General features: G+C 53.8%; 17 protein-coding genes, 1 pseudogene and 1 other annotated feature. Of the genes and pseudogenes, 8 read left to right on the plus strand and 10 right to left on the minus strand.

What is annotated here, in order from left to right:
- Nucleotides 1–338 precede the first annotated feature (338 nt).
- Nucleotides 339–974 carry an outer membrane protein OmpW gene (gene ompW / locus FVB43_RS09030; protein WP_159336552.1) on the plus strand — a complete coding sequence of 212 codons (636 nt, stop codon included), beginning with the start codon at nucleotides 339–341 and terminating at the stop codon, nucleotides 972–974.
- Nucleotides 975–1,036: 62 nt separating this feature from the next.
- On the opposite strand, the gene FVB43_RS09035 is transcribed toward ompW, so the two are convergent.
- The 6 genes and pseudogenes from FVB43_RS09035 to FVB43_RS09065 form a co-directional block, all read right to left on the minus strand.
- Complete coding sequence (locus FVB43_RS09035; protein WP_133841889.1) at nucleotides 1,037–1,351, minus strand: BON domain-containing protein; 315 nt, start codon at nucleotides 1,349–1,351, stop codon at nucleotides 1,037–1,039.
- A 151-nt stretch (nucleotides 1,352–1,502) separates the two neighbouring features.
- Nucleotides 1,503–2,309: a tryptophan synthase subunit alpha gene (trpA, locus tag FVB43_RS09040; protein WP_159336553.1), complete on the minus strand. Its 807-nt coding sequence runs from the start codon at nucleotides 2,307–2,309 to the stop codon at nucleotides 1,503–1,505.
- Nucleotides 2,309–3,499, minus strand: a complete 1,191-nt coding sequence (gene trpB / locus FVB43_RS09045; RefSeq protein WP_133841891.1) for a tryptophan synthase subunit beta — start codon at nucleotides 3,497–3,499, stop codon at nucleotides 2,309–2,311. Before trpB ends, trpA begins: the two co-directional genes overlap by 1 nt.
- A gap of 14 nt (nucleotides 3,500–3,513) precedes the next feature.
- Nucleotides 3,514–4,875, minus strand: a complete 1,362-nt coding sequence (trpCF, locus tag FVB43_RS09050) for a bifunctional indole-3-glycerol-phosphate synthase TrpC/phosphoribosylanthranilate isomerase TrpF (protein WP_133841892.1) — start codon at nucleotides 4,873–4,875, stop codon at nucleotides 3,514–3,516.
- A 2-nt stretch (nucleotides 4,876–4,877) separates the two neighbouring features.
- A pseudogene (gene trpD, locus FVB43_RS24595) lies at nucleotides 4,878–6,469 on the minus strand (bifunctional anthranilate synthase glutamate amidotransferase component TrpG/anthranilate phosphoribosyltransferase TrpD).
- Nucleotides 6,469–8,031 carry an anthranilate synthase component 1 gene (locus FVB43_RS09065; protein WP_167863800.1) on the minus strand — a complete coding sequence of 521 codons (1,563 nt, stop codon included), beginning with the start codon at nucleotides 8,029–8,031 and terminating at the stop codon, nucleotides 6,469–6,471. Before FVB43_RS09065 ends, trpD begins: the two are co-directional and overlap by 1 nt.
- A 23-nt stretch (nucleotides 8,032–8,054) precedes the next feature.
- Nucleotides 8,055–8,153: a sequence feature (Trp leader region), on the minus strand.
- A 156-nt stretch (nucleotides 8,154–8,309) separates the two neighbouring features.
- Here FVB43_RS09065 and rnm point away from each other — a divergent pair.
- Together rnm and FVB43_RS09075 are read left to right on the plus strand one after the other, a co-directional pair.
- Entirely contained in the window at nucleotides 8,310–9,221 is a 912-nt protein-coding gene (gene rnm, locus FVB43_RS09070; RefSeq protein WP_167863801.1) for an RNase RNM, read from the plus strand.
- On the plus strand, nucleotides 9,221–9,841 hold the full coding sequence (locus tag FVB43_RS09075; RefSeq protein WP_133841897.1) for an L-threonylcarbamoyladenylate synthase: 621 nt from the start codon (nucleotides 9,221–9,223) through the stop codon (nucleotides 9,839–9,841). Before rnm ends, FVB43_RS09075 begins: the two co-directional genes overlap by 1 nt.
- Nucleotides 9,842–9,897: 56 nt before the next feature.
- On the opposite strand, the gene FVB43_RS09080 is transcribed toward FVB43_RS09075, so the two are convergent.
- Nucleotides 9,898–10,524 carry a S1 family serine peptidase gene (locus tag FVB43_RS09080; protein ID WP_159336556.1) on the minus strand — a complete coding sequence of 209 codons (627 nt, stop codon included), beginning with the start codon at nucleotides 10,522–10,524 and terminating at the stop codon, nucleotides 9,898–9,900.
- Nucleotides 10,525–11,235: 711 nt separating this feature from the next.
- Complete coding sequence (locus FVB43_RS24735) at nucleotides 11,236–11,361, minus strand: hypothetical protein (RefSeq protein WP_272952599.1); 126 nt, start codon at nucleotides 11,359–11,361, stop codon at nucleotides 11,236–11,238.
- Nucleotides 11,362–11,446: 85 nt separating this feature from the next.
- Here FVB43_RS24735 and FVB43_RS09085 point away from each other — a divergent pair, with 85 nt between their 5' ends.
- The 4 genes from FVB43_RS09085 (at nucleotide 11,447) to rluB (ending at nucleotide 14,650) form a co-directional block, all read left to right on the plus strand.
- Nucleotides 11,447–11,770: a metalloregulator ArsR/SmtB family transcription factor gene (locus FVB43_RS09085; RefSeq protein ID WP_272952604.1), complete on the plus strand. Its 324-nt coding sequence runs from the start codon at nucleotides 11,447–11,449 to the stop codon at nucleotides 11,768–11,770.
- Nucleotides 11,771–11,824: 54 nt separating this feature from the next.
- The gene (locus tag FVB43_RS09090) at nucleotides 11,825–13,114 is read left to right on the plus strand and encodes an arsenic transporter (protein ID WP_133841900.1); all 1,290 of its coding nucleotides are present in this window, start codon (nucleotides 11,825–11,827) and stop codon (nucleotides 13,112–13,114) included.
- Nucleotides 13,115–13,127: 13 nt separating this feature from the next.
- The gene (arsC, locus tag FVB43_RS09095) at nucleotides 13,128–13,553 is read left to right on the plus strand and encodes a glutaredoxin-dependent arsenate reductase (protein WP_133842147.1); all 426 of its coding nucleotides are present in this window, start codon (nucleotides 13,128–13,130) and stop codon (nucleotides 13,551–13,553) included.
- Nucleotides 13,554–13,756: 203 nt separating this feature from the next.
- Complete coding sequence (rluB, locus tag FVB43_RS09100) at nucleotides 13,757–14,650, plus strand: 23S rRNA pseudouridine(2605) synthase RluB (RefSeq protein WP_159336557.1); 894 nt, start codon at nucleotides 13,757–13,759, stop codon at nucleotides 14,648–14,650.
- 62 nt (nucleotides 14,651–14,712) lie between these two features.
- On the opposite strand, the gene cobO is transcribed toward rluB, so the two are convergent.
- Both cobO and FVB43_RS09110 read right to left on the minus strand, forming a co-directional pair.
- On the minus strand, nucleotides 14,713–15,306 hold the full coding sequence (gene cobO, locus FVB43_RS09105; protein ID WP_133841902.1) for a cob(I)yrinic acid a,c-diamide adenosyltransferase: 594 nt from the start codon (nucleotides 15,304–15,306) through the stop codon (nucleotides 14,713–14,715).
- Complete coding sequence (locus tag FVB43_RS09110) at nucleotides 15,306–16,067, minus strand: YciK family oxidoreductase (RefSeq protein WP_133841903.1); 762 nt, start codon at nucleotides 16,065–16,067, stop codon at nucleotides 15,306–15,308. The genes cobO and FVB43_RS09110 overlap by 1 nt, the downstream gene beginning before the upstream one ends.
- A gap of 220 nt (nucleotides 16,068–16,287) precedes the next feature.
- Here FVB43_RS09110 and sohB point away from each other — a divergent pair, with 220 nt between their 5' ends.
- Nucleotides 16,288–17,337 (plus strand): protease SohB, encoded by a 1,050-nt coding sequence (gene sohB, locus FVB43_RS09115; RefSeq protein WP_133841904.1) that lies wholly within the window; start codon nucleotides 16,288–16,290, stop codon nucleotides 17,335–17,337.
- Nucleotides 17,338–17,344 lie beyond the last annotated feature (7 nt).

Below are 17,344 nucleotides of genomic sequence, written 5' to 3' on the forward strand. Positions count from 1 at the left end.
CGGCGATTGTACATGCTCTCATGGGGTGCTGGCACTCAGATTGACATAACTTTCGATTTAAGAAGGTATTACCGCAGCTTTCACGCGCTGCTGCGTGACATTTCCCTGCGTCTGAGCTGACGTTGTGTCATTTCTCATTTTCCCTCTCTGGATCACTAAGATTAATCCCGGGGTTAATTGGGCAAAATTGATCTAAATCAACCCTATGTTTTTTATCAAGTTTATACGGATTGATTCACATGACCTTTTGCGTAAATAAGCGTAAATATGTTCGTGATTTCGCACTAAGGCCTCGTAGCAGGCCACATGCTGACAACAATTCGACAAAAGGAATGGTTATGAAACTGAAAGCACTGGCACTGGCCCTTGTTACCCTACTGCCTGCTGTTGCCTCCGCCCACCAAGCCGGGGACTTCTTTATGCGCGCCGGTTCAGCGACTGTGCGCCCGACCGGTGGCTCAGATAATGTGATGGGGCTGGGGGAGTTCGATATTGATAACAATACCCAGCTTGGTCTGACTTTTACCTATATGGCGACGGACAACATTGGTATTGAGTTGCTGGGTGCCACACCGTTCAAACATCACGTTGGACTACAGGCCACCGGAACACTGGCAACAGTTCATCAACTGCCGCCAACGTTAATGGCACAGTGGTACTTCATGGGCAATACCAGCAAATGGCAGCCTTATGCCGGTATCGGTGTTAACTACACCATGTTCTATGACACGGACTTTAACGACACCGGGCGAGCGGCAGGGCTGAGTAACCTGAAAGTGAAAAACTCCTGGGGCGTGGCGGGGCAGTTAGGCCTGGATTATCAATTAACGCCTGACTGGATGCTGAATGCGTCACTGTGGTACATGGATATTAATACTAAAGTCAGTTTCGACTCTCAGACGGCAGGTCATCAGAGTATTGATACACACATTAATCCGTTCGTGTTCTTCTTCGGGGCGGGTTACCGTTTCTAAGCCTGTCTGGGCCAGAAACAAGAAAGGCGCGAAGTTCGCGCCTTTTTCTTTTATACAGTTCGTTACTTAATCTGCATATTGTTTACCACCGATTTCACACCCGCCACACCACGTGTGACCTGTACGGCGCGGTTTGCCGCCTGCGGTGAACTGACAAAACCACTTAACTGCACGCGGCCTTTAAAGGTCTCAACGTTGATTTCCGTGGACTTCAGTGATTTATCATTCAGCAACCCGGCTTTCACCTTAGTCGTTACTACCGTATCGTCAATATACCCGCCAGTACCTTCTTTGGTTGCCGTAGGCGCGCAGGCGCTGACGGACAGTGCCACAACAGCGGCAATAACCATACCCGATAAGACTTTAAACAATTTCATTGCATCTCTCCCTGTCATCATCAAAAGGCAGTCATCCGCGTGATTGCGGTTCACAATAATAGTTGTTCACAGAAGGAAAGAAAGCAAATCAGGATTGTGACAAACAGAAAGAAAATAATGCCTTATCACAGGAATAAGGCATTAACAGAGATTAGCTGCGGGTGGCGGCCTTCAGTGAGCTGGCAAAGGCAGTCAGCTCTTTCAGCATCACGTCGGGGTGGGAGGCGTTCCGCTCAATGATTTTGACAATCGCCGAGCCTGAAATCGCCCCGGCGGCACCGGACGCGATCGCTTCTTTAACCTGTGAAGGTTCAGAAATGCCAAAGCCCTGCAAGGCAGGCGCAGCGTGGTATTCGCGCAGCTTATCGACCAGATGTTTCAACGGCAGATTGGCACGGGTTTCGGAGCCGGTGACGCCAGCACGTGACAGCAGGTAGGTATACCCCCGGCCGTGCGAGGCGATTTCACGCAGCAGATCGTCACTGGCGTTCGGCGGGCAGATAAAGATCGGGGCGACGTTATGGCGCATCGCCGCCTGACGGAAGGGGGCGGACTCCTCCACCGGCACATCCGCAATCAGCACGGAATCAACGCCAGCCTGCTGGCAGCGGGCATAAAAATTATCGATGCCGTTTGAGAACACCAGGTTCGCGTACATCAGCAGGCCAATCGGCAGTTCCGGGTATTTCTGGCGAATGGCGGCCAGCATCTCGAAGCATTGTGATGGCGTCACGCCGGCGGCGAAGGCGCGCAGATTGGCATTCTGAATGGTCGGGCCATCCGCCAGCGGATCGGAGAAGGGGATGCCAAGTTCAAGGGCATCCGCGCCTCCGGCCACCAGCGCATCAATAATCTGCAATGACAGCTCAGGATTCGGGTCACCGAGGGTAACGAAAGGCACGAAAGCGCCTTCTTTACGTTCTGCCAGGCGTTTAAAACAGAGGTCGTAACGTTCCATCAGATTTCTCCCTTAGCGGTAAAGATGTCATGCACGGTGAAGATGTCTTTGTCACCACGGCCGGAAAGATTCACCACCAGCAGTTGCTCTTTCTCAGGGTTTTCACGCATCATTTTCAGGGCATGGGCCAGCGCGTGTGACGATTCCAGCGCAGGGATAATCCCTTCGCTGCGGCACAGTGTTTTAAAGGCATCCAGCGCTTCGTCATCCGTAATAGAAACGTAATCAGCGCGGCCAATGCTGTTGAGATAGGCGTGCTGAGGGCCGACGGACGGGAAGTCGAGACCGGCAGAAATAGAGTAAGACTCTTCAATCTGGCCATCGTGGGTTTGCATCATGGGGGCTTTCATCCCGAAATAGATGCCCACGCGGCCATGCTTCAGTGGCGCGCCGTGCTCGCCGCTTTCAATCCCGTGCCCCGCCGGTTCAACGCCAATCAGGCCAACGCTGGTGTCATCAATAAAATCAGCAAACATACCGATGGCGTTAGAGCCGCCACCCACACAGGCAATCAACGCATCCGGCAGGCGACCCTCTTTTTCCAGAATCTGCGCTTTGGTCTCTTCACCAATCATGCGCTGGAACTCACGCACGATGGTCGGGAACGGATGCGGGCCCGCTGCGGTACCCAGCATATAGTGAGCGGTTTCATAGCTGCCCGACCAGTCGCGCAGCGCTTCGTTACAGGCATCTTTCAGCGTTGAGGAACCGCTGTGAACCGGGATCACTTCCGCACCCATCAGCTTCATACGGAATACGTTAGGAGACTGGCGTTCGATATCTTTCGCGCCCATATAGATGCGGCATTTCAGGCCAAGCAGTGCGCTGGCAAGTGCAGACGCCACGCCATGCTGACCGGCACCCGTCTCAGCGATAATCTCCTTTTTCCCCATGCGTTTCGCCAGCAGTGCCTGGCCCAACACCTGGTTAGTTTTGTGCGCGCCGCCGTGCAGCAGGTCTTCACGCTTCAGATACAGGCGGGTTTTGGTGCCTGCCGTCAGGTTTTTGCACAGCGTAAGTGCGGTAGGGCGGCCAGCATAGTTTTTCAGCAGGTCAGTAAATTCCGCCTGGAACGCCGGGTCGCTCTGAGCGCTGATAAAGGCATCTTCCAGTTGGAGCAGTGCAGGCATCAGGATCTGCGGCACATACATGCCGCCAAACTCACCAAAATACGGATTTAATCGGGTCATGTCGTTTCTCTTTATCAGTAGGCTTTCAGTGTCTGAAACACGGAAGCAATTTTACCGGCATCTTTCACTCCAGGGGCACTTTCCACGCCGGAGTTAAAGTCGAGGCCCGCACAGCCAAGCTGTGCCGCCTGTACGCAATTTTCTGCACCCAGACCACCGGCCAGCAGCACATTGTCCAGCGACTGGTTGGCAAGCAGTGACCAGTCAAACGCCTGACCGCTGCCCCCGTTTCCGTGGTCGAAGACGTAGCGGTCAACGCCAGCCCAGTCACGGTCAGGCAGGCTGTCGCTGATGCTGAACGCTTTCCAGATTTTTACCGTTTCCGGTAGCTGGCTGCGTAACTGGCTGACGTAGTCGCGGTCTTCGTCGCCGTGCAACTGTACGGCGGAGAGATTCAGCTGCTGCGCACAGGTGACAACGTCACTGATGACATTATTACGGAACACGCCGACATACTTCAGTGCAGCGGCAGGGATAATCTGCTGAGCCTGTTCGATACTGAGCTGGCGAGGGGAACCCTCGGCGAAGATCAGGCCGCCATACAGTGCACCTGCCTCCAGCGCGTTGCGGGCATCTTCGGCACGCGTCAGGCCGCAGACTTTGTTATCGCCGATAATCACCCGACGCACGGCGGCAGCCAGGTCATCTTCTGACATCAGCGCCGAGCCAATCAGGAAGCCGTTAGCAAAGTGGCTCAGTTCGCGCACTTGCGCATAATTGTTGATGCCGGACTCGCTGATCACCGTGACGCCATGCGCCACTTTCGGTGCCAGGCGGCGGGTGCGGTCCAGATCGATGGAGAGATCGCGCAGGTCACGGTTATTAATGCCGACCACTTTGGCACCCAGCGCGGTGGCGCGTTCCAGCTCTTCATCGCTGATCACTTCCGTCAGGACGCCCATGTTCAGGCTGTGCGCCACGGCAGCCAGCTGGCGATACTGATCGTCGTTCAGCACGGAGAGCATCAGCAGGATGGCATCGGCCTGGTAATGGCGCGCCAGGTAGATCTGATACGGGTCAATAATAAAGTCTTTGCACAGTACCGGCTGGGTGACAATACTGCTGACGATCGGCAGAAAATCGAAGCTTCCCTGGAAGTATTTCTCATCCGTCAGCACCGAAATGGCAGAGGCATAATGCTTATACACGCCGGCAATCACCGCCGGGTCAAAGTCTTCACGGATCACGCCCTTTGAGGGCGAAGCCTTCTTACATTCCAGAATAAAGACGGTGCGCGCACCTTTCAGCGCATCGTAAAAGCTGCGCGTGGAGGGTGTGATGTCGTTCTGAAAGGTGGCCAGCGGCTGCTGCTGCTGACGTTCTGCCAGCCAGATTGCTTTATCCTGAACGATTTTAGTGAGTACGGTTTCCTGCATGATTATCCTCTTGCTGCCAGTGCGACCACGTGCTCGTAGGCTTTGCCGCTGCGAATGGTTTTCAGCGCCTGTTGGGCATTGTGTCGTAAGTCTTCATGACCAAAAATTTTCAGCAACAGGGCGACGTTTGCCGCCACGGCTTCTTCGTGCGCCAGCTCGCCATTACCCTGGAGTAAACGGGTTAAAATGTCACGGTTTTCTTCCGGTGAACCCCCGGCCAGCGCCTCTTGCGGATGGTAGCTCAGGCCAAAATCTTCAGCCGTTAACTGATAGCTGGTGATCTCGCCGTCACGCAGTTCGGCCACATGAGTGGCGCTGTGCAGAGCCACTTCATCCATCCCCCCGCCATGCACGACTGCCGCACGCTGGTAACCCAGCACTTTCAACGTCTGAGCAATCGGCAGCACCAGCTCCGGGCTGTAAACACCGATCACTGCCAGCGGCGGACGTGCCGGGTTAATCAACGGGCCGAGCACGTTAAAGATGGTACGCGTCTTCAGTTCTTTACGCACCGGCATCGCATGGCGAAAACCGCTGTGATACTGAGGGGCAAACAGGAAACACACGTTTAAATCATCCAGTGCCTGGCGTGCCTGCACTGCGGGTAAATCCAGGCTGATACCGAAAGCGGCCAGCAAATCTGACGAACCCGATTTACTGGAAACACTGCGGTTACCGTGCTTCGCCACCTTCAATCCGCACGCGGCGGCAACAAATGCGCTGGCGGTGGAAATATTAATGCTGTTACTGCCGTCACCGCCGGTCCCGACAATATCCGCAAACGGATAGTCCGGGCGCGGGAAAGGTTTAGCGTCTTCTAACAAGGCGGTGGCTGCCCCGGCAATCTCCTGAGGACGTTCACCACGGATCTTCATGGCGATCAGCGCTCCCGCCAGCTGGGTTGGCTCCAGCTGCCCGGTAATAATCGCCGAAAACAGCTGGTGGCTTTCTGCCTGCGTCAGGATCTCGGCCTGGTATAATTTTTCCAGAATAGTGTTCATTGCTGTCTCCTTGATCACGCCAGCGCCCAGGCAAGAGTTTGTTCCAGCAGGCGTGCGCCCTGGCTGGTAAGAATAGATTCCGGATGGAACTGGAAGCCACAGACACGGTTGGCGTCATCACGGACGGCCATCACCATGCCGTTATAGGTGGCGTTAACCGTTAATCCATCGGGAATATTGCTGCCGACCAGCGAGTGGTAGCGTGCTACCGGTAACGGGTTGTTCAGCCCGGCAAACATGCCCTGATCGTCATGATCAATCGCAGAGGCTTTGCCGTGCAGGATTTCGCCCGCCTGACCCACGTGGCCGCCATAGGCTTCAACAATCGCCTGATGGCCGAGGCAGATACCGATAATCGGCAACTGGCCGCGTAAGGCCTGTAACAGCGCTGGCATACAGCCCGCTTCTGACGGTGCGCCCGGACCGGGAGAAAGCATCAGGACCGGATTTTCCATCTGCTGCAAACGGGCAATCAGCTGGTCCGCCGGGACGTTGTTACGGTAAATCACCACGTTATGGCCAAAGGCACGTAACTGGTCGACGAGGTTGTAGGTAAATGAGTCGAAGTTATCGAGCAGCAGAATATCGGCCATCAGAACATCTCCTTGCTATGGTGCGCTGTCGCGATGGCACGCAGAACCGCGCGCGCCTTATTACGGCTTTCATCCGCTTCCGCCTGCGGATTGGAATCCAGAACCACCCCGGCACCGGCCTGAACCGTTGCCACGCCGTCTTCGACGTAGGCAGAGCGAATCACAATGCAGGTATCCAGATCGCCGCTGGCGGTGAAGTAACCAACGGCACCACCGTAGCTGCCGCGACGGGTGCCTTCGGCTTTGGCAATCAGCTGCATAGCGCGGACTTTTGGTGCGCCGCTCAGAGTGCCCATGTTCATGCAGGCACGGTAAGCGTGCAGCACGTCAATATCCGCACGCAGCTGGCCGACCACGCGGGAGACCAGATGCATGACAAAGGTGTAACGGTCAACTTTGGTCAGGTCTGCCACATAACGCGTTCCCGGCTCGCAGATACGCGCCAGATCGTTACGGGCGAGGTCAACCAGCATCAGATGCTCGGCCATCTCTTTATGGTCAGTGCGCATTTCCAGCTCGATGCGGCTGTCGAGGTCGCGATCCAGTGAGCCATCCGCATGGCGGCCGCGTGGGCGGGTGCCGGCAATTGGGTAGATTTCAATCTGGTTGCTGATGGCGTCATACTTGAGTGAGCTTTCCGGCGAAGCGCCAAACAGGCTGAACTCGCGATCCTGCATAAAGAACATATACGGGCTTGGGTTACTGTTCTTCAGCGTGTCATAGGCGGCCAGCGGCGACGGGCAGGGCAGTGAGAAGCGACGGGATGGCACCACCTGGAAGATTTCGCCGATGCGGATCGCATCCTGCATCTGGCGCACCACCTGGCAGTAATCCTCATCGCTCTGGCTGACGCTGAGCGTCATACTTTCGACGGTCTTCACCGGCAGTGCGCTGGCAGGCTGCAGCATCTGACCGTGCAGCTGCTCAATGCGGCTTTGCAGGCGCATAAATTCTGAAGGTGAATGGGTGAAAAGGCTGGCCTGCAGTCGCGCGCTTTGCGTCTGATGGTCAATCACCAGCAGCGTTTCTGCCAGATAGAAGCAGTAATCCGGGCAGCGCTGTTCATTCTTTAATTCCGGCAGTGACTCAAAACCTGCCACCAGATCATAAGCAAACAGGCCGCCGAGCAGCACGGCTTCACGCTCTTCTGCCGGGGCATTAACCAGCTGTGGGATCAGGCGTAATGCATCAAAGACCGACAGCGCACGAAGATTGGCGTCCTCATCGAGGAAAGCGTGATTAATCGGGAACACCAGTTCGCGGCCATCCGGGCGCACGCTGTTCTCAACCGATTCGGGCAGCGCGGCATCCAGCAGCGGCAGGAGTGCGCGACCATTCTCAGACAGTGCCTGCACCTGTACCCGGTTATCGAGGGCGCTAATGCGCAGGGCGCTATCCACAATCAGCAGGCTTTTCAGGTTGCGCTTGCTGTCAACGTCCGCAGATTCCAGCAGCAGAGTCTCGGAACGGGCGGCACACAGCTGATGAAAAACAGCGGCCGGATCTTCGCGGTAAGGTGCGTTGCCGGTAATCAACTTCACTGTAGGTTTGGCATTTTGCATGTGATGTTCTCTGTTTTTTGCTCAAAAAAAAGCCCGCATCAGGCGGGCTTGAGTATCTGCACTACGTATTGACCGTGCATGACAACCTCGCCCGTTCAGGGAGAAGTACGCCACCAACCAGTCATCAGAGAGAATGAATACGTCATGATACAGATACCTTGCTTGTGAACTTGCGTACTAGTTAACTGGTTCGCGGGAGAAAAGTCAATACTCTTTTTCCCTTAGGGCAAAATGTCGGTATCATGCTGCGATATTTTTCTGTCTTTCCCGGAGTCGTTTTGACCGCAGTTGCCGCCTCACTCAGCGCTTTCCCTATCTACGATCTTCACAGCCACACGCGGGCTTCCGACGGGTTACTGACCCCGGAGCAACTGGTTATGCGTGCGGTGGAACAGCGCGTGGGCGTGCTGGCCATCACCGACCACGATACAACGGAGGGCATTAAACCCGCGCGTGAAGCGATTGCACGTCATGCGTTGCCGTTGCAGTTGATCAATGGCGTGGAGATCTCAACGCTGTGGGAGAACCATGAAATCCATATCGTTGGCCTGGGTATTGATATTGACCACCCACAGATGGTGGCCTTCCTGGCTGAACAGGGGCAGCGCCGTCTGGCGCGTGCGGAACTGATCGCTGAACGGCTGGAAAAAGCGCATATCCCCGGTGCATTAGCGGGTGCGCTGGCGCTGGCGGAAGGCGGTGCCGTGACGCGCGGGCATTTTGCCCGCTTTCTGATTAACGCCGGTAAAGCGGACACCATGCAGCAGGTATTCAAAAATTATCTGGCACGTGGCAAAACCGGTTATGCCCCGCCACAGTGGTGTACAATTAAACAAGCTATTGATGCCATTCATCATTCAGGTGGCCGTGCCGTGGTAGCCCATCCCGGCCGCTACGGTCTGTCGGCAAAATGGCTGAAACGTCTGCTGGCTCACTTCAGTGAGCAGGGCGGCGAGGCGATGGAAGTGGCTCAGTGTCAGCAGGCGCCCAATGAGCGTCAGCAGCTGGCACGCTATGCGCAGGACTACCAGTTAGCGGCCTCGCAGGGTTCTGACTTCCATCAGGCCTGTCCCTGGATTGAACTGGGAAAAAAATTGTGGCTGCCGGGCGGTGTCGAAGCGGTATGGCACCGTTTTCCTGAAATTGTCAATCAGGTTTGTGGCAGTGAAGCGCAAACAAGAGGTGTGTAATGAGTCAATTTTTCTATATTCATCCGGATAATCCCCAGCCGCGTCTGATCAAGCAGGCGGTTGAAATGCTCAACAAGGGCAGTGTGATTGTCTATCCGACGGATTCTGGCTATGCACTGGGCTGTAAGCTGGAAGATAAAAGTGCGATGGAGCGTATCTGTCGCATTCGTCAGCTGGATGGGAACCATAACTTTACCCTGATGTGTCGTGATCTCTCAGAGCTGTCGACCTATGCGCACGTAGACAACACCGCATTTCGCCTGATCAAGAACAACACGCCGGGGAACTACACGTTTATTCTGAAGGCAACCAAAGAGGTGCCACGCCGTCTGATGAGCGAGAAACGTAAGACGATCGGTCTGCGTGTCCCCTCAAACCCGATTGCGCTGGAACTGCTGGAAGCACTGAATGAGCCGATGATGTCGACGTCGCTGATGCTGCCGGGAAATGACTTTACCGAGTCCGATCCGGAAGCGATCCAGGATGAAATTGGCAAGCTGGTGGACTTGATTATTCATGGCGGGTATCTCGGGCAGCAGCCAACCACCGTCATTGATTTAACGGAAAATACCCCGGAAGTGATCCGCGAGGGTGTGGGCGATATTCAACCCTTTCTCTAAGCGTTAAATAACAGGCCGCTGAGAATGGGCCTGTTATTTATTCTCATTCATTGTTATTACGATGTTGATTTGCCCAGCCACTCTTTAAAATCCTTATACGGGATATACAGTGAAACATCCTTAAGCGGAACTGGAGATTTACGCGGTCTTTTTATTTCGCTAGTAAAGCCAACAATGACGCCACCAATGGTGTCATCGCTATTATAAACCGCCCCCCCCGACATGCCTTTTACCACGCCAGCATTGGATGCCATCGCTACGCAAGGTCGTTTATTCCATTCATTGCGGATTCCCGTCAGAGCCAGATTGACGCCTGCTGATTCAACGGGCATGGCGGAAATAAAGCTGTAACCGTACATTTTCACTGACTCGCCAATGGCACCGTCGCGAAATTTCGGCAGCGTTTTGATGTCGTTCTTGTGGTAGATGATCGCCAGGTCGCAGTAAGGGTGATAGGCCTTCACTTTCTGTACGGAAAGCTTTGCCACATGCGCTGCAGTCAGGCTGTACTCCGGGGTGATAGGGATACTGGTGCCCAGCGCGCCGATGCCGAGAATGGTCGGAATGCCGGTAAAGTTCATATCTACGCGTTTCATAGCTTCGCTGCTGTAGTCATATTTGCCTACAGAGCAGCCGGTCAGCATTAGCAATGCCAACGCCGGCAGGGTGTTTTTAATTTTCATAATAATCACATTTTGTCGGACACGTCAGTAAAATCCCTGGTGAGGAGTAATGACGTGTAATGCCGATGCCGAGTGTGACTCAGCGTATTTTTTCAGGAGCATTCACTCCCGTTTACTGCTAACAACGAAAAGAAAAACGAAGTTTTTATGTTCACGTTAAACGTGTATTTATAATATCTATTTAACTATCTATTTATATGGCGCTCTTCTGCCTGAGTGAATTCTACACAAACTTATAAGTTGAGCAAATTAATATCTGAGCCTTAATCTTAATATGCCGGATAATCCAGAATTAACCCAACCTGCTGTGTAAATTAACTGAATATTTGGTATTTATTCTCCTGTATCCTCGGCTGATAGTGATTATGGCAGCATGATATAATGTAAAATAGTTTCAGTCTGGTATTTGAAACTAAAAAAATCAAAAAAACTGGAGTGGCGGGCTGGTGTTCACGCGTAGATACGGGATTTTCGGGCTGGCGCCAGGCCTGGTGCGGGCTGAAAGGTTCAACAAATAAGGGGAGTGTAAGGCAGTAACCTGCTGTTATTTCGGTTAATTCATTTTTTAACGAATGAATGAAAAATACGCTAAATGATAAGTATTTATACTTTCATTCAGGTGGGTAACTGTTAAGTCTTTTAAATGTAATAAAAATGGCGCGGTCACGCACTGCGTCCTTTGGGTTTGATGACCAATGGCACGGGGAGCAATCAAATCTTTGCCTGATTGACGGCGTTGAACGACGGCGACCCGCCGCAAACTGCGTCACTGCCAGCATTTTTCCCTGAGAAGAACAGATCAACGTGTTCAGCATCAAGGGCTGGAAATGCTGGCATAGGAAATTTTCCAGTGATTGAAATCCACTTTTACTTTTAACATATATGAATTATCATATTTGTCTTGTTTTCACTGGAACGTTTGATTATGCATCCTGTTCAACTTTTCAAATTGCTTGCCGACGAAACGCGGACAACCATTATTTTGCTGTTACGGGAAGCGGGAGAGTTGTGTGTGTGCGACCTTTGCGCAGTGACAAACCAGTCGCAGCCGAAAATTTCCAGGCATATTGCCCTGTTACGTGATGCAGGATTAGTGCTGGATCGCCGTGAGGGCAAATGGGTTCATTATCGTCTTTCACCTCATATGCCGGCATGGGCTGCCTCGATTATTGATACCGCATGGAGCAGTCAGCGTGAGGAAGTACGTGAATCACTCAAAAACGCTAACGCTAATGTGTGCAGCTGATCGCAAAAACGCATTCACAAAAACGTATGTATTTTTTCGAGGTGGGAGATTTCAATGTTACTCGCAGGCGCAATATTTATCCTGACCATCGTGTTGGTTATCTGGCAGCCTCGCGGGCTTAGCATTGGCTGGACAGCGTCAATAGGTGCAGTGCTTGCGTTGGTGACCGGAGTCATTCAGTTGAATGACATTCCGGCTGTCTGGCATATCGTCTGGAACGCAACGGCTGCATTTATCGCAGTAATCATCATCAGCCTGCTGTTGGACGAATCAGGATTTTTTGAATGGTGTGCGTTGCATGTTGCCAAATGGGGTAACGGGCGAGGGCGGTTGCTTTTTACGTATATTGTGCTGTTAGGTGCTGCGGTGGCCGCGCTATTTGCTAATGATGGTGCTGCGCTCATTCTGACACCCATTGTTATCGCTATGCTGCTGGCATTAGGTTTTAGCAAAGGAACAACACTGGCTTTCGTTATGGCAGCCGGGTTTATCGCTGACACAGCCAGTGTGCCGCTGATAGTCTCCAATCTCGTTAATATCGTTTCTGCAGATTTTTTCCAACTGGGGTTTAGTGACTATGCGTCAGTCATGGTGCCGGTTGATCTCGCCGCTATCATTGCCACGCTGATTGTCCTTCATCTTTTCTTCCGTAAAGACATTCCCGCTACCTACGATCTTTCACTGTTGAAATCTCCTGCGAATGCCATCAAAGACCCAGCGACATTCAAAATGGGCTGGCTGGTGTTGGTTCTGCTGTTGGTTGGCTTCTTCCTGCTTGAGCCGCTCGGCATTCCCGTGAGTGCTATAGCTGCGTCTGGTGCGCTCATTCTGTTTGTTGTGGCTAAACGCGGCCATGCCATTAACACCGGGAAAGTGCTACGCGGTGCACCGTGGCAGATTGTTATTTTCTCACTGGGGATGTACTTGGTTGTCTACGGTCTGAAAAATGCGGGCCTCACCCAGTATCTCACCTCACTGTTAAATACCTTCGCAAACGGGGGGTTGTGGAGTGCCACCTTTGGTACTGGGCTGGTCACGGCGATGCTTTCATCAGTGATGAACAATATGCCCACTGTTTTGATCGGCGCGCTCTCAATCGACGCAAGCGCGGCGGAAGGTGTCATCAAAGAAGCTATGATTTACGCCAACATTATTGGCTGCGATCTGGGGCCGAAAATTACACCGATTGGAAGTCTGGCGACGTTACTTTGGTTGCATGTACTCGACCAGAAAAACATCAAGATTAGCTGGGGTTACTACTTCCGGGTTGGCGTGGTGATGACACTGCCCGTGTTGCTTGTCACCCTGAGTGCGCTGGCTTTGCGTCTGGCGCTGACCCAATGAGATGAGAATGAACATGACAGATATTACCCTCTACCATAATCCGGCCTGTGGAACATCACGTAACACGCTGGCGCTGATTCGTAATAGCGGTGTTGAACCAACAATTATTCTCTATCTGGAGACACCGCCCGATCGCGATAAGCTCGTACAGTTGATCACTGCAATGCAGATTAGCCCCCGTGCATTGCTTCGTCAGAACGTGGAACCTTACGAGCAACTGGGATTAGCCGAAGAGCGCTTCAGCGATGATGAATTGATTGCATCCATGCTGACATATCCGATCCTGATTAATCGCCCGATTGTTGTCACACCGATTGGCACGCGGTTATGCAGGCCGTCAGAAATCGTTCTTGAAATATTGCCAGACCCGCAGCAGGGCGAATTCAGCAAGGAAGGGGGTGAAAAACTGATCGACAAACAAGGAAAGCGGCTGGTGTAGTCCAACAATGCTCACTCTTTCAATGGGTCGCACGGGTTATGGGGACGAGGTGTAGGGCTTTTTTTGGGCCTGCGCGGTGTAAGAAGGTTACACCGCAGTAAAAAGGCTGTATAATGACACGCGATACACACTTTAAGTTATTGAAAACAAAAGAAATTCTGTTTTCACCATGACGCCTGGGAAGGCGACACAGAGGTAGCTCCATGAGCGAGAAATTACAAAAAGTTTTAGCACGCGCCGGGCACGGTTCCCGTCGTGAAATCGAAACCCTGATCTCTGCCGGACGCGTCAGCGTTGATGGCAAGCTGGCCACACTGGGTGACCGTGTTGAGCCAAGTGCCTCAATGAAGATCCGTGTTGACGGCCATATTGTTCCTGTCAGTGAATCCATTGCCGAAGTCTGCCGCGTACTGGCGTATTACAAGCCGGAAGGCGAGCTTTGTACCCGTAATGACCCGGAAGGCCGTCCAACGGTATTTGACCGTCTGCCGAAGCTGCGCGGTGCACGCTGGGTGGCCGTTGGCCGTCTGGATGTGAACACCTGTGGTCTGCTGTTGTTCACTACCGATGGTGAACTGGCAAACCGCCTGATGCACCCGAGCCGTGAAGTTGAGCGCGAATATGCCGTCCGCGTATTTGGTGCCGTCGATGACGAGAAGATCAAACAGCTGAGCCGTGGCGTGCAGTTAGAAGACGGCCCGGCAGCCTTTAAAACCCTGAAGTTTACGGGCGGGGAAGGGATTAACCAGTGGTACAACGTCACGCTGACCGAAGGGCGCAACCGTGAAGTTCGTCGTCTGTGGGAAGCGGTCGGTGTGCAGGTGAGCCGTCTGATCCGTATCCGCTATGGCGATATCGACCTGCCGAAAGGTCTGCCGCGTGGCGGCTGGACAGAGCTGGAACTCCAGCCGACCAACTACCTGCGTGAGCTGGTCGGTCTGGCGCCGGAAACGGTCACCAAAGTCGCCGTGGAAAAAGATCGCCGCCGTACTAAAGCGAACCAGATCCGCCGTGCGGTCAAGCGTCATACCACCACGACCACGAAAGCCAGCAAGCCGGGCAGCAATCGCCGCTCGTCTAAGCGTCAGCAAGGCTAACGTTGCGTGATGCAGTGTGTGATGTCAAAAGGGACCTTCGGGTCCCTTTTGCGTTATAGCGCTTACCAGTCTATGCCCTGCTGTGCCTGGATCCCGGCATCAAAGGCATGCTTAACCGGGCGCATTTCACTGACGGTATCCGCCTGCTCCAGAATCTCCCGATGACAGCCGCGGCCAGTGATAATCACACTCTGATGAACAGGGCGTTGTTGCAATGCCTCAAGCACCTCTTCCAGCGGCAGATAGTCAAAACTCACCATATAGGTCAGTTCATCCAGCACCACCAGGTCCAGCGTCGGATCCTGCAACATGCGTTTGCCATGCTGCCACACGCTCAGGCAGGCGGCGGTGTCCGTTTCACGGTTTTGCGTGTCCCAGGTAAATCCGGTGGACATCACCTGAAACTCTACGCCATGAGGTTCCAGCAGGTTACGCTCACCGTTGGGCCATTCGCCTTTGATAAACTGGATGACGCCGACACGCTTCTGATGCCCGACGGCACGCGTGGCGGTGCCAAACGCCGCCGTGGTTTTTCCTTTACCGTTACCAGTAAATACCATCAGAATACCGCGAACATCGGTCGCCGCCGCAATGCGCGCGTCCACCTGCTCTTTCAGTCGCTGCTGGCGCTGTTGATGACGATCTTCTGCGGCCATTATTCTGCTGCTCCTGGTTTACGTCCAGGCTGCGCATCAAAGCTGATCCCGGTTTTACGTTTACTGTCATCACCCATCAGCCAGAGATAAAGCGGCATAATGTCGGCAGGGGTTTTCAGCTTATTGGCATCTTCCTGTGGGAAGGCACTGGCGCGCATTTTGGTGCGGGTGCCTCCGGGATTTATGCAGTTCACCCGTAGCTGGCGTGCATCGTACTCTTCGGCAAGCACCTGCATCATGCCTTCGGTGGCAAACTTCGACACCGAATAGGCACCCCAGCCTGCACGCCCCTGGCGGCCAACGCTGGAAGAGGTGAACACCAGCGAAGCAGCATCGGACTTCAGCAGCAGCGGCAGCAGGGCCTGGGTCAGGAAAAACGTGCCGTCGATATTGACGCGCATTACCTGCTGCCAGGTCGCCGGGTCCTGCTGATCCATCGGTACGACGTCACCTAACAACCCGGCGTTATGCAGCACGCCGTCCAGGCGCGGCACCTCTGCTGCTACCGACTGTGCCAGCTGATGGCAGCTTTCCGGCGTCGCAGTTTCCAGATCGAGAGTAAACCACAACGCCGGGGCTTTGCTGTGCTGATTCACTTCATCACAGACCCGTTGCAGTTTTTCGGCATTGCGGCCCAGTAGCACCACCTGCGCGCCGTAGCGGGCATAGGAGAGGGCGGCCTCGCGCCCGATGCCATCGCTGGCGCCGGTCACAAGAATAATTCGGTGATTAAGCAGATCGCTTTTCGGTTGATAATGCACGTAAAGATCCTCTGGCGATGGGGATGATATCCGCGGGCTGATGATCCTGGTTGGCGTAAGCCTTTGCACGGATTGAATAAAGTGATTTATGCCTGAAAACGGTGATGAGTTCAATCGCGCTGCCCGGATTTACGGTGAAGTCACGTCAGCAGGCGACTCCTGAGCGCGACTCCGCTACAATAAGTCAATCTCTAACATAATGTAAATCAAGGCGGTTTGAGTGGACTTACTCTCTTATTATGGACTTTTTCTGGCAAAAACCGTCACCGTTGTGGTGGCGATTGTGGCCATCGCCGTGGTGATCGCTAATCTTGCCATGCGGAAACGCGCCCAGAGCGGCCAGCTAAAACTGACCCACCTGGATGAACGCTACACGGAAATGCAGGATACGATGCGGCTGGCGAAGATGAAGCCGTTACAGCAAAAACTGTGGCACAAAGAGCAGAAGAAAAAAGAGAAGCTGGAGGCAAAAACCGCCAAACAGCAGGCGAAGCTGGGGCGTCCACCGGCAGCGACGAAACCCACGCTGTATGTGATCGATTTCAAAGGCAGCATGGATGCCGGTGAAGTCTCCTCGCTGCGTGAGGAGGTGTCGGCGGTCATGGCGGTGGCGACGGCCGGGGATGAAGTCCTGCTGCGTCTGGAAAGCCCAGGCGGCGTGGTGCATGGTTACGGCCTGGCAGCCTCTCAGCTTCAGCGCCTGCGTGAGAAGAAAATCCCGCTGACGGTGGCCGTTGATAAAGTGGCGGCGAGCGGCGGTTATATGATGGCCTGTGTGGCGGATCGTATCGTTGCCGCTCCGTTCTCGATCATCGGATCCATTGGCGTGGTGGCGCAAATCCCTAACTTTAACCGTCTGCTGAAGCGCAATGAGATTGACGTTGAGCTGCACACGGCCGGGGAATACAAACGTACGCTGACGCTGTTTGGTGAGAATACCGAGCAGGGACGCGAGAAATTCCGTGAGGACCTGAATGAAACGCACCTGCTGTTTAAGCAGTTTGTACACCAGATGCGTCCTTCGCTGGATATTGACAGTGTCGCGACCGGGGAGCACTGGTACGGGACGCAGGCGCTGGATAAAGGCCTGGTTGATGCCATCAGCACCAGTGATGATCTGATTATCGCTCAGATGGAGAAACACCAGGTGATTGGGGTGCGTTATGCGCGCCGCAAAGGGGTGATGAGCCGCTTTACCGATAGCGCGACGGGTAGTGTTGAACGTCTGCTGCTGCGTCTCTGGCAGCGTGGTGATAAACCGCTGCTGTAATCCTCAT

This window comes from Erwinia rhapontici, assembly GCF_012271765.1.
GTDB classification, from domain to species: domain Bacteria; phylum Pseudomonadota; class Gammaproteobacteria; order Enterobacterales; family Enterobacteriaceae; genus Erwinia; species Erwinia rhapontici.

Coding starts and splice junctions, on each gene's coding strand:
- trpA (WP_159336553.1), bottom strand. CDS start 2,309: ATGGAACGTTACGACCTCTGTTTTAAACGCCTGGCAGAACGTAAAGAA.
- trpCF (WP_133841892.1), bottom strand. CDS start 4,875: ATGCAGGAAACCGTACTCACTAAAATCGTTCAGGATAAAGCAATCTGG.
- FVB43_RS09090 (WP_133841900.1), top strand. CDS start 11,825: ATGTTACTCGCAGGCGCAATATTTATCCTGACCATCGTGTTGGTTATC.
- arsC (WP_133842147.1), top strand. CDS start 13,128: ATGACAGATATTACCCTCTACCATAATCCGGCCTGTGGAACATCACGT.
- FVB43_RS09080 (WP_159336556.1), bottom strand. CDS start 10,524: ATGAAAATTAAAAACACCCTGCCGGCGTTGGCATTGCTAATGCTGACC.
- FVB43_RS24735 (WP_272952599.1), bottom strand. CDS start 11,361: ATGCCAGCATTTCCAGCCCTTGATGCTGAACACGTTGATCTGTTCTTC.
- FVB43_RS09035 (WP_133841889.1), bottom strand. CDS start 1,351: ATGAAATTGTTTAAAGTCTTATCGGGTATGGTTATTGCCGCTGTTGTG.
- FVB43_RS09065 (WP_167863800.1), bottom strand. CDS start 8,031: ATGCAAAATGCCAAACCTACAGTGAAGTTGATTACCGGCAACGCACCT.
- trpB (WP_133841891.1), bottom strand. CDS start 3,499: ATGACCCGATTAAATCCGTATTTTGGTGAGTTTGGCGGCATGTATGTG.
- cobO (WP_133841902.1), bottom strand. CDS start 15,306: ATGGCCGCAGAAGATCGTCATCAACAGCGCCAGCAGCGACTGAAAGAG.
- ompW (WP_159336552.1), top strand. CDS start 339: ATGAAACTGAAAGCACTGGCACTGGCCCTTGTTACCCTACTGCCTGCT.
- rluB (WP_159336557.1), top strand. CDS start 13,757: ATGAGCGAGAAATTACAAAAAGTTTTAGCACGCGCCGGGCACGGTTCC.
- FVB43_RS09075 (WP_133841897.1), top strand. CDS start 9,221: ATGAGTCAATTTTTCTATATTCATCCGGATAATCCCCAGCCGCGTCTG.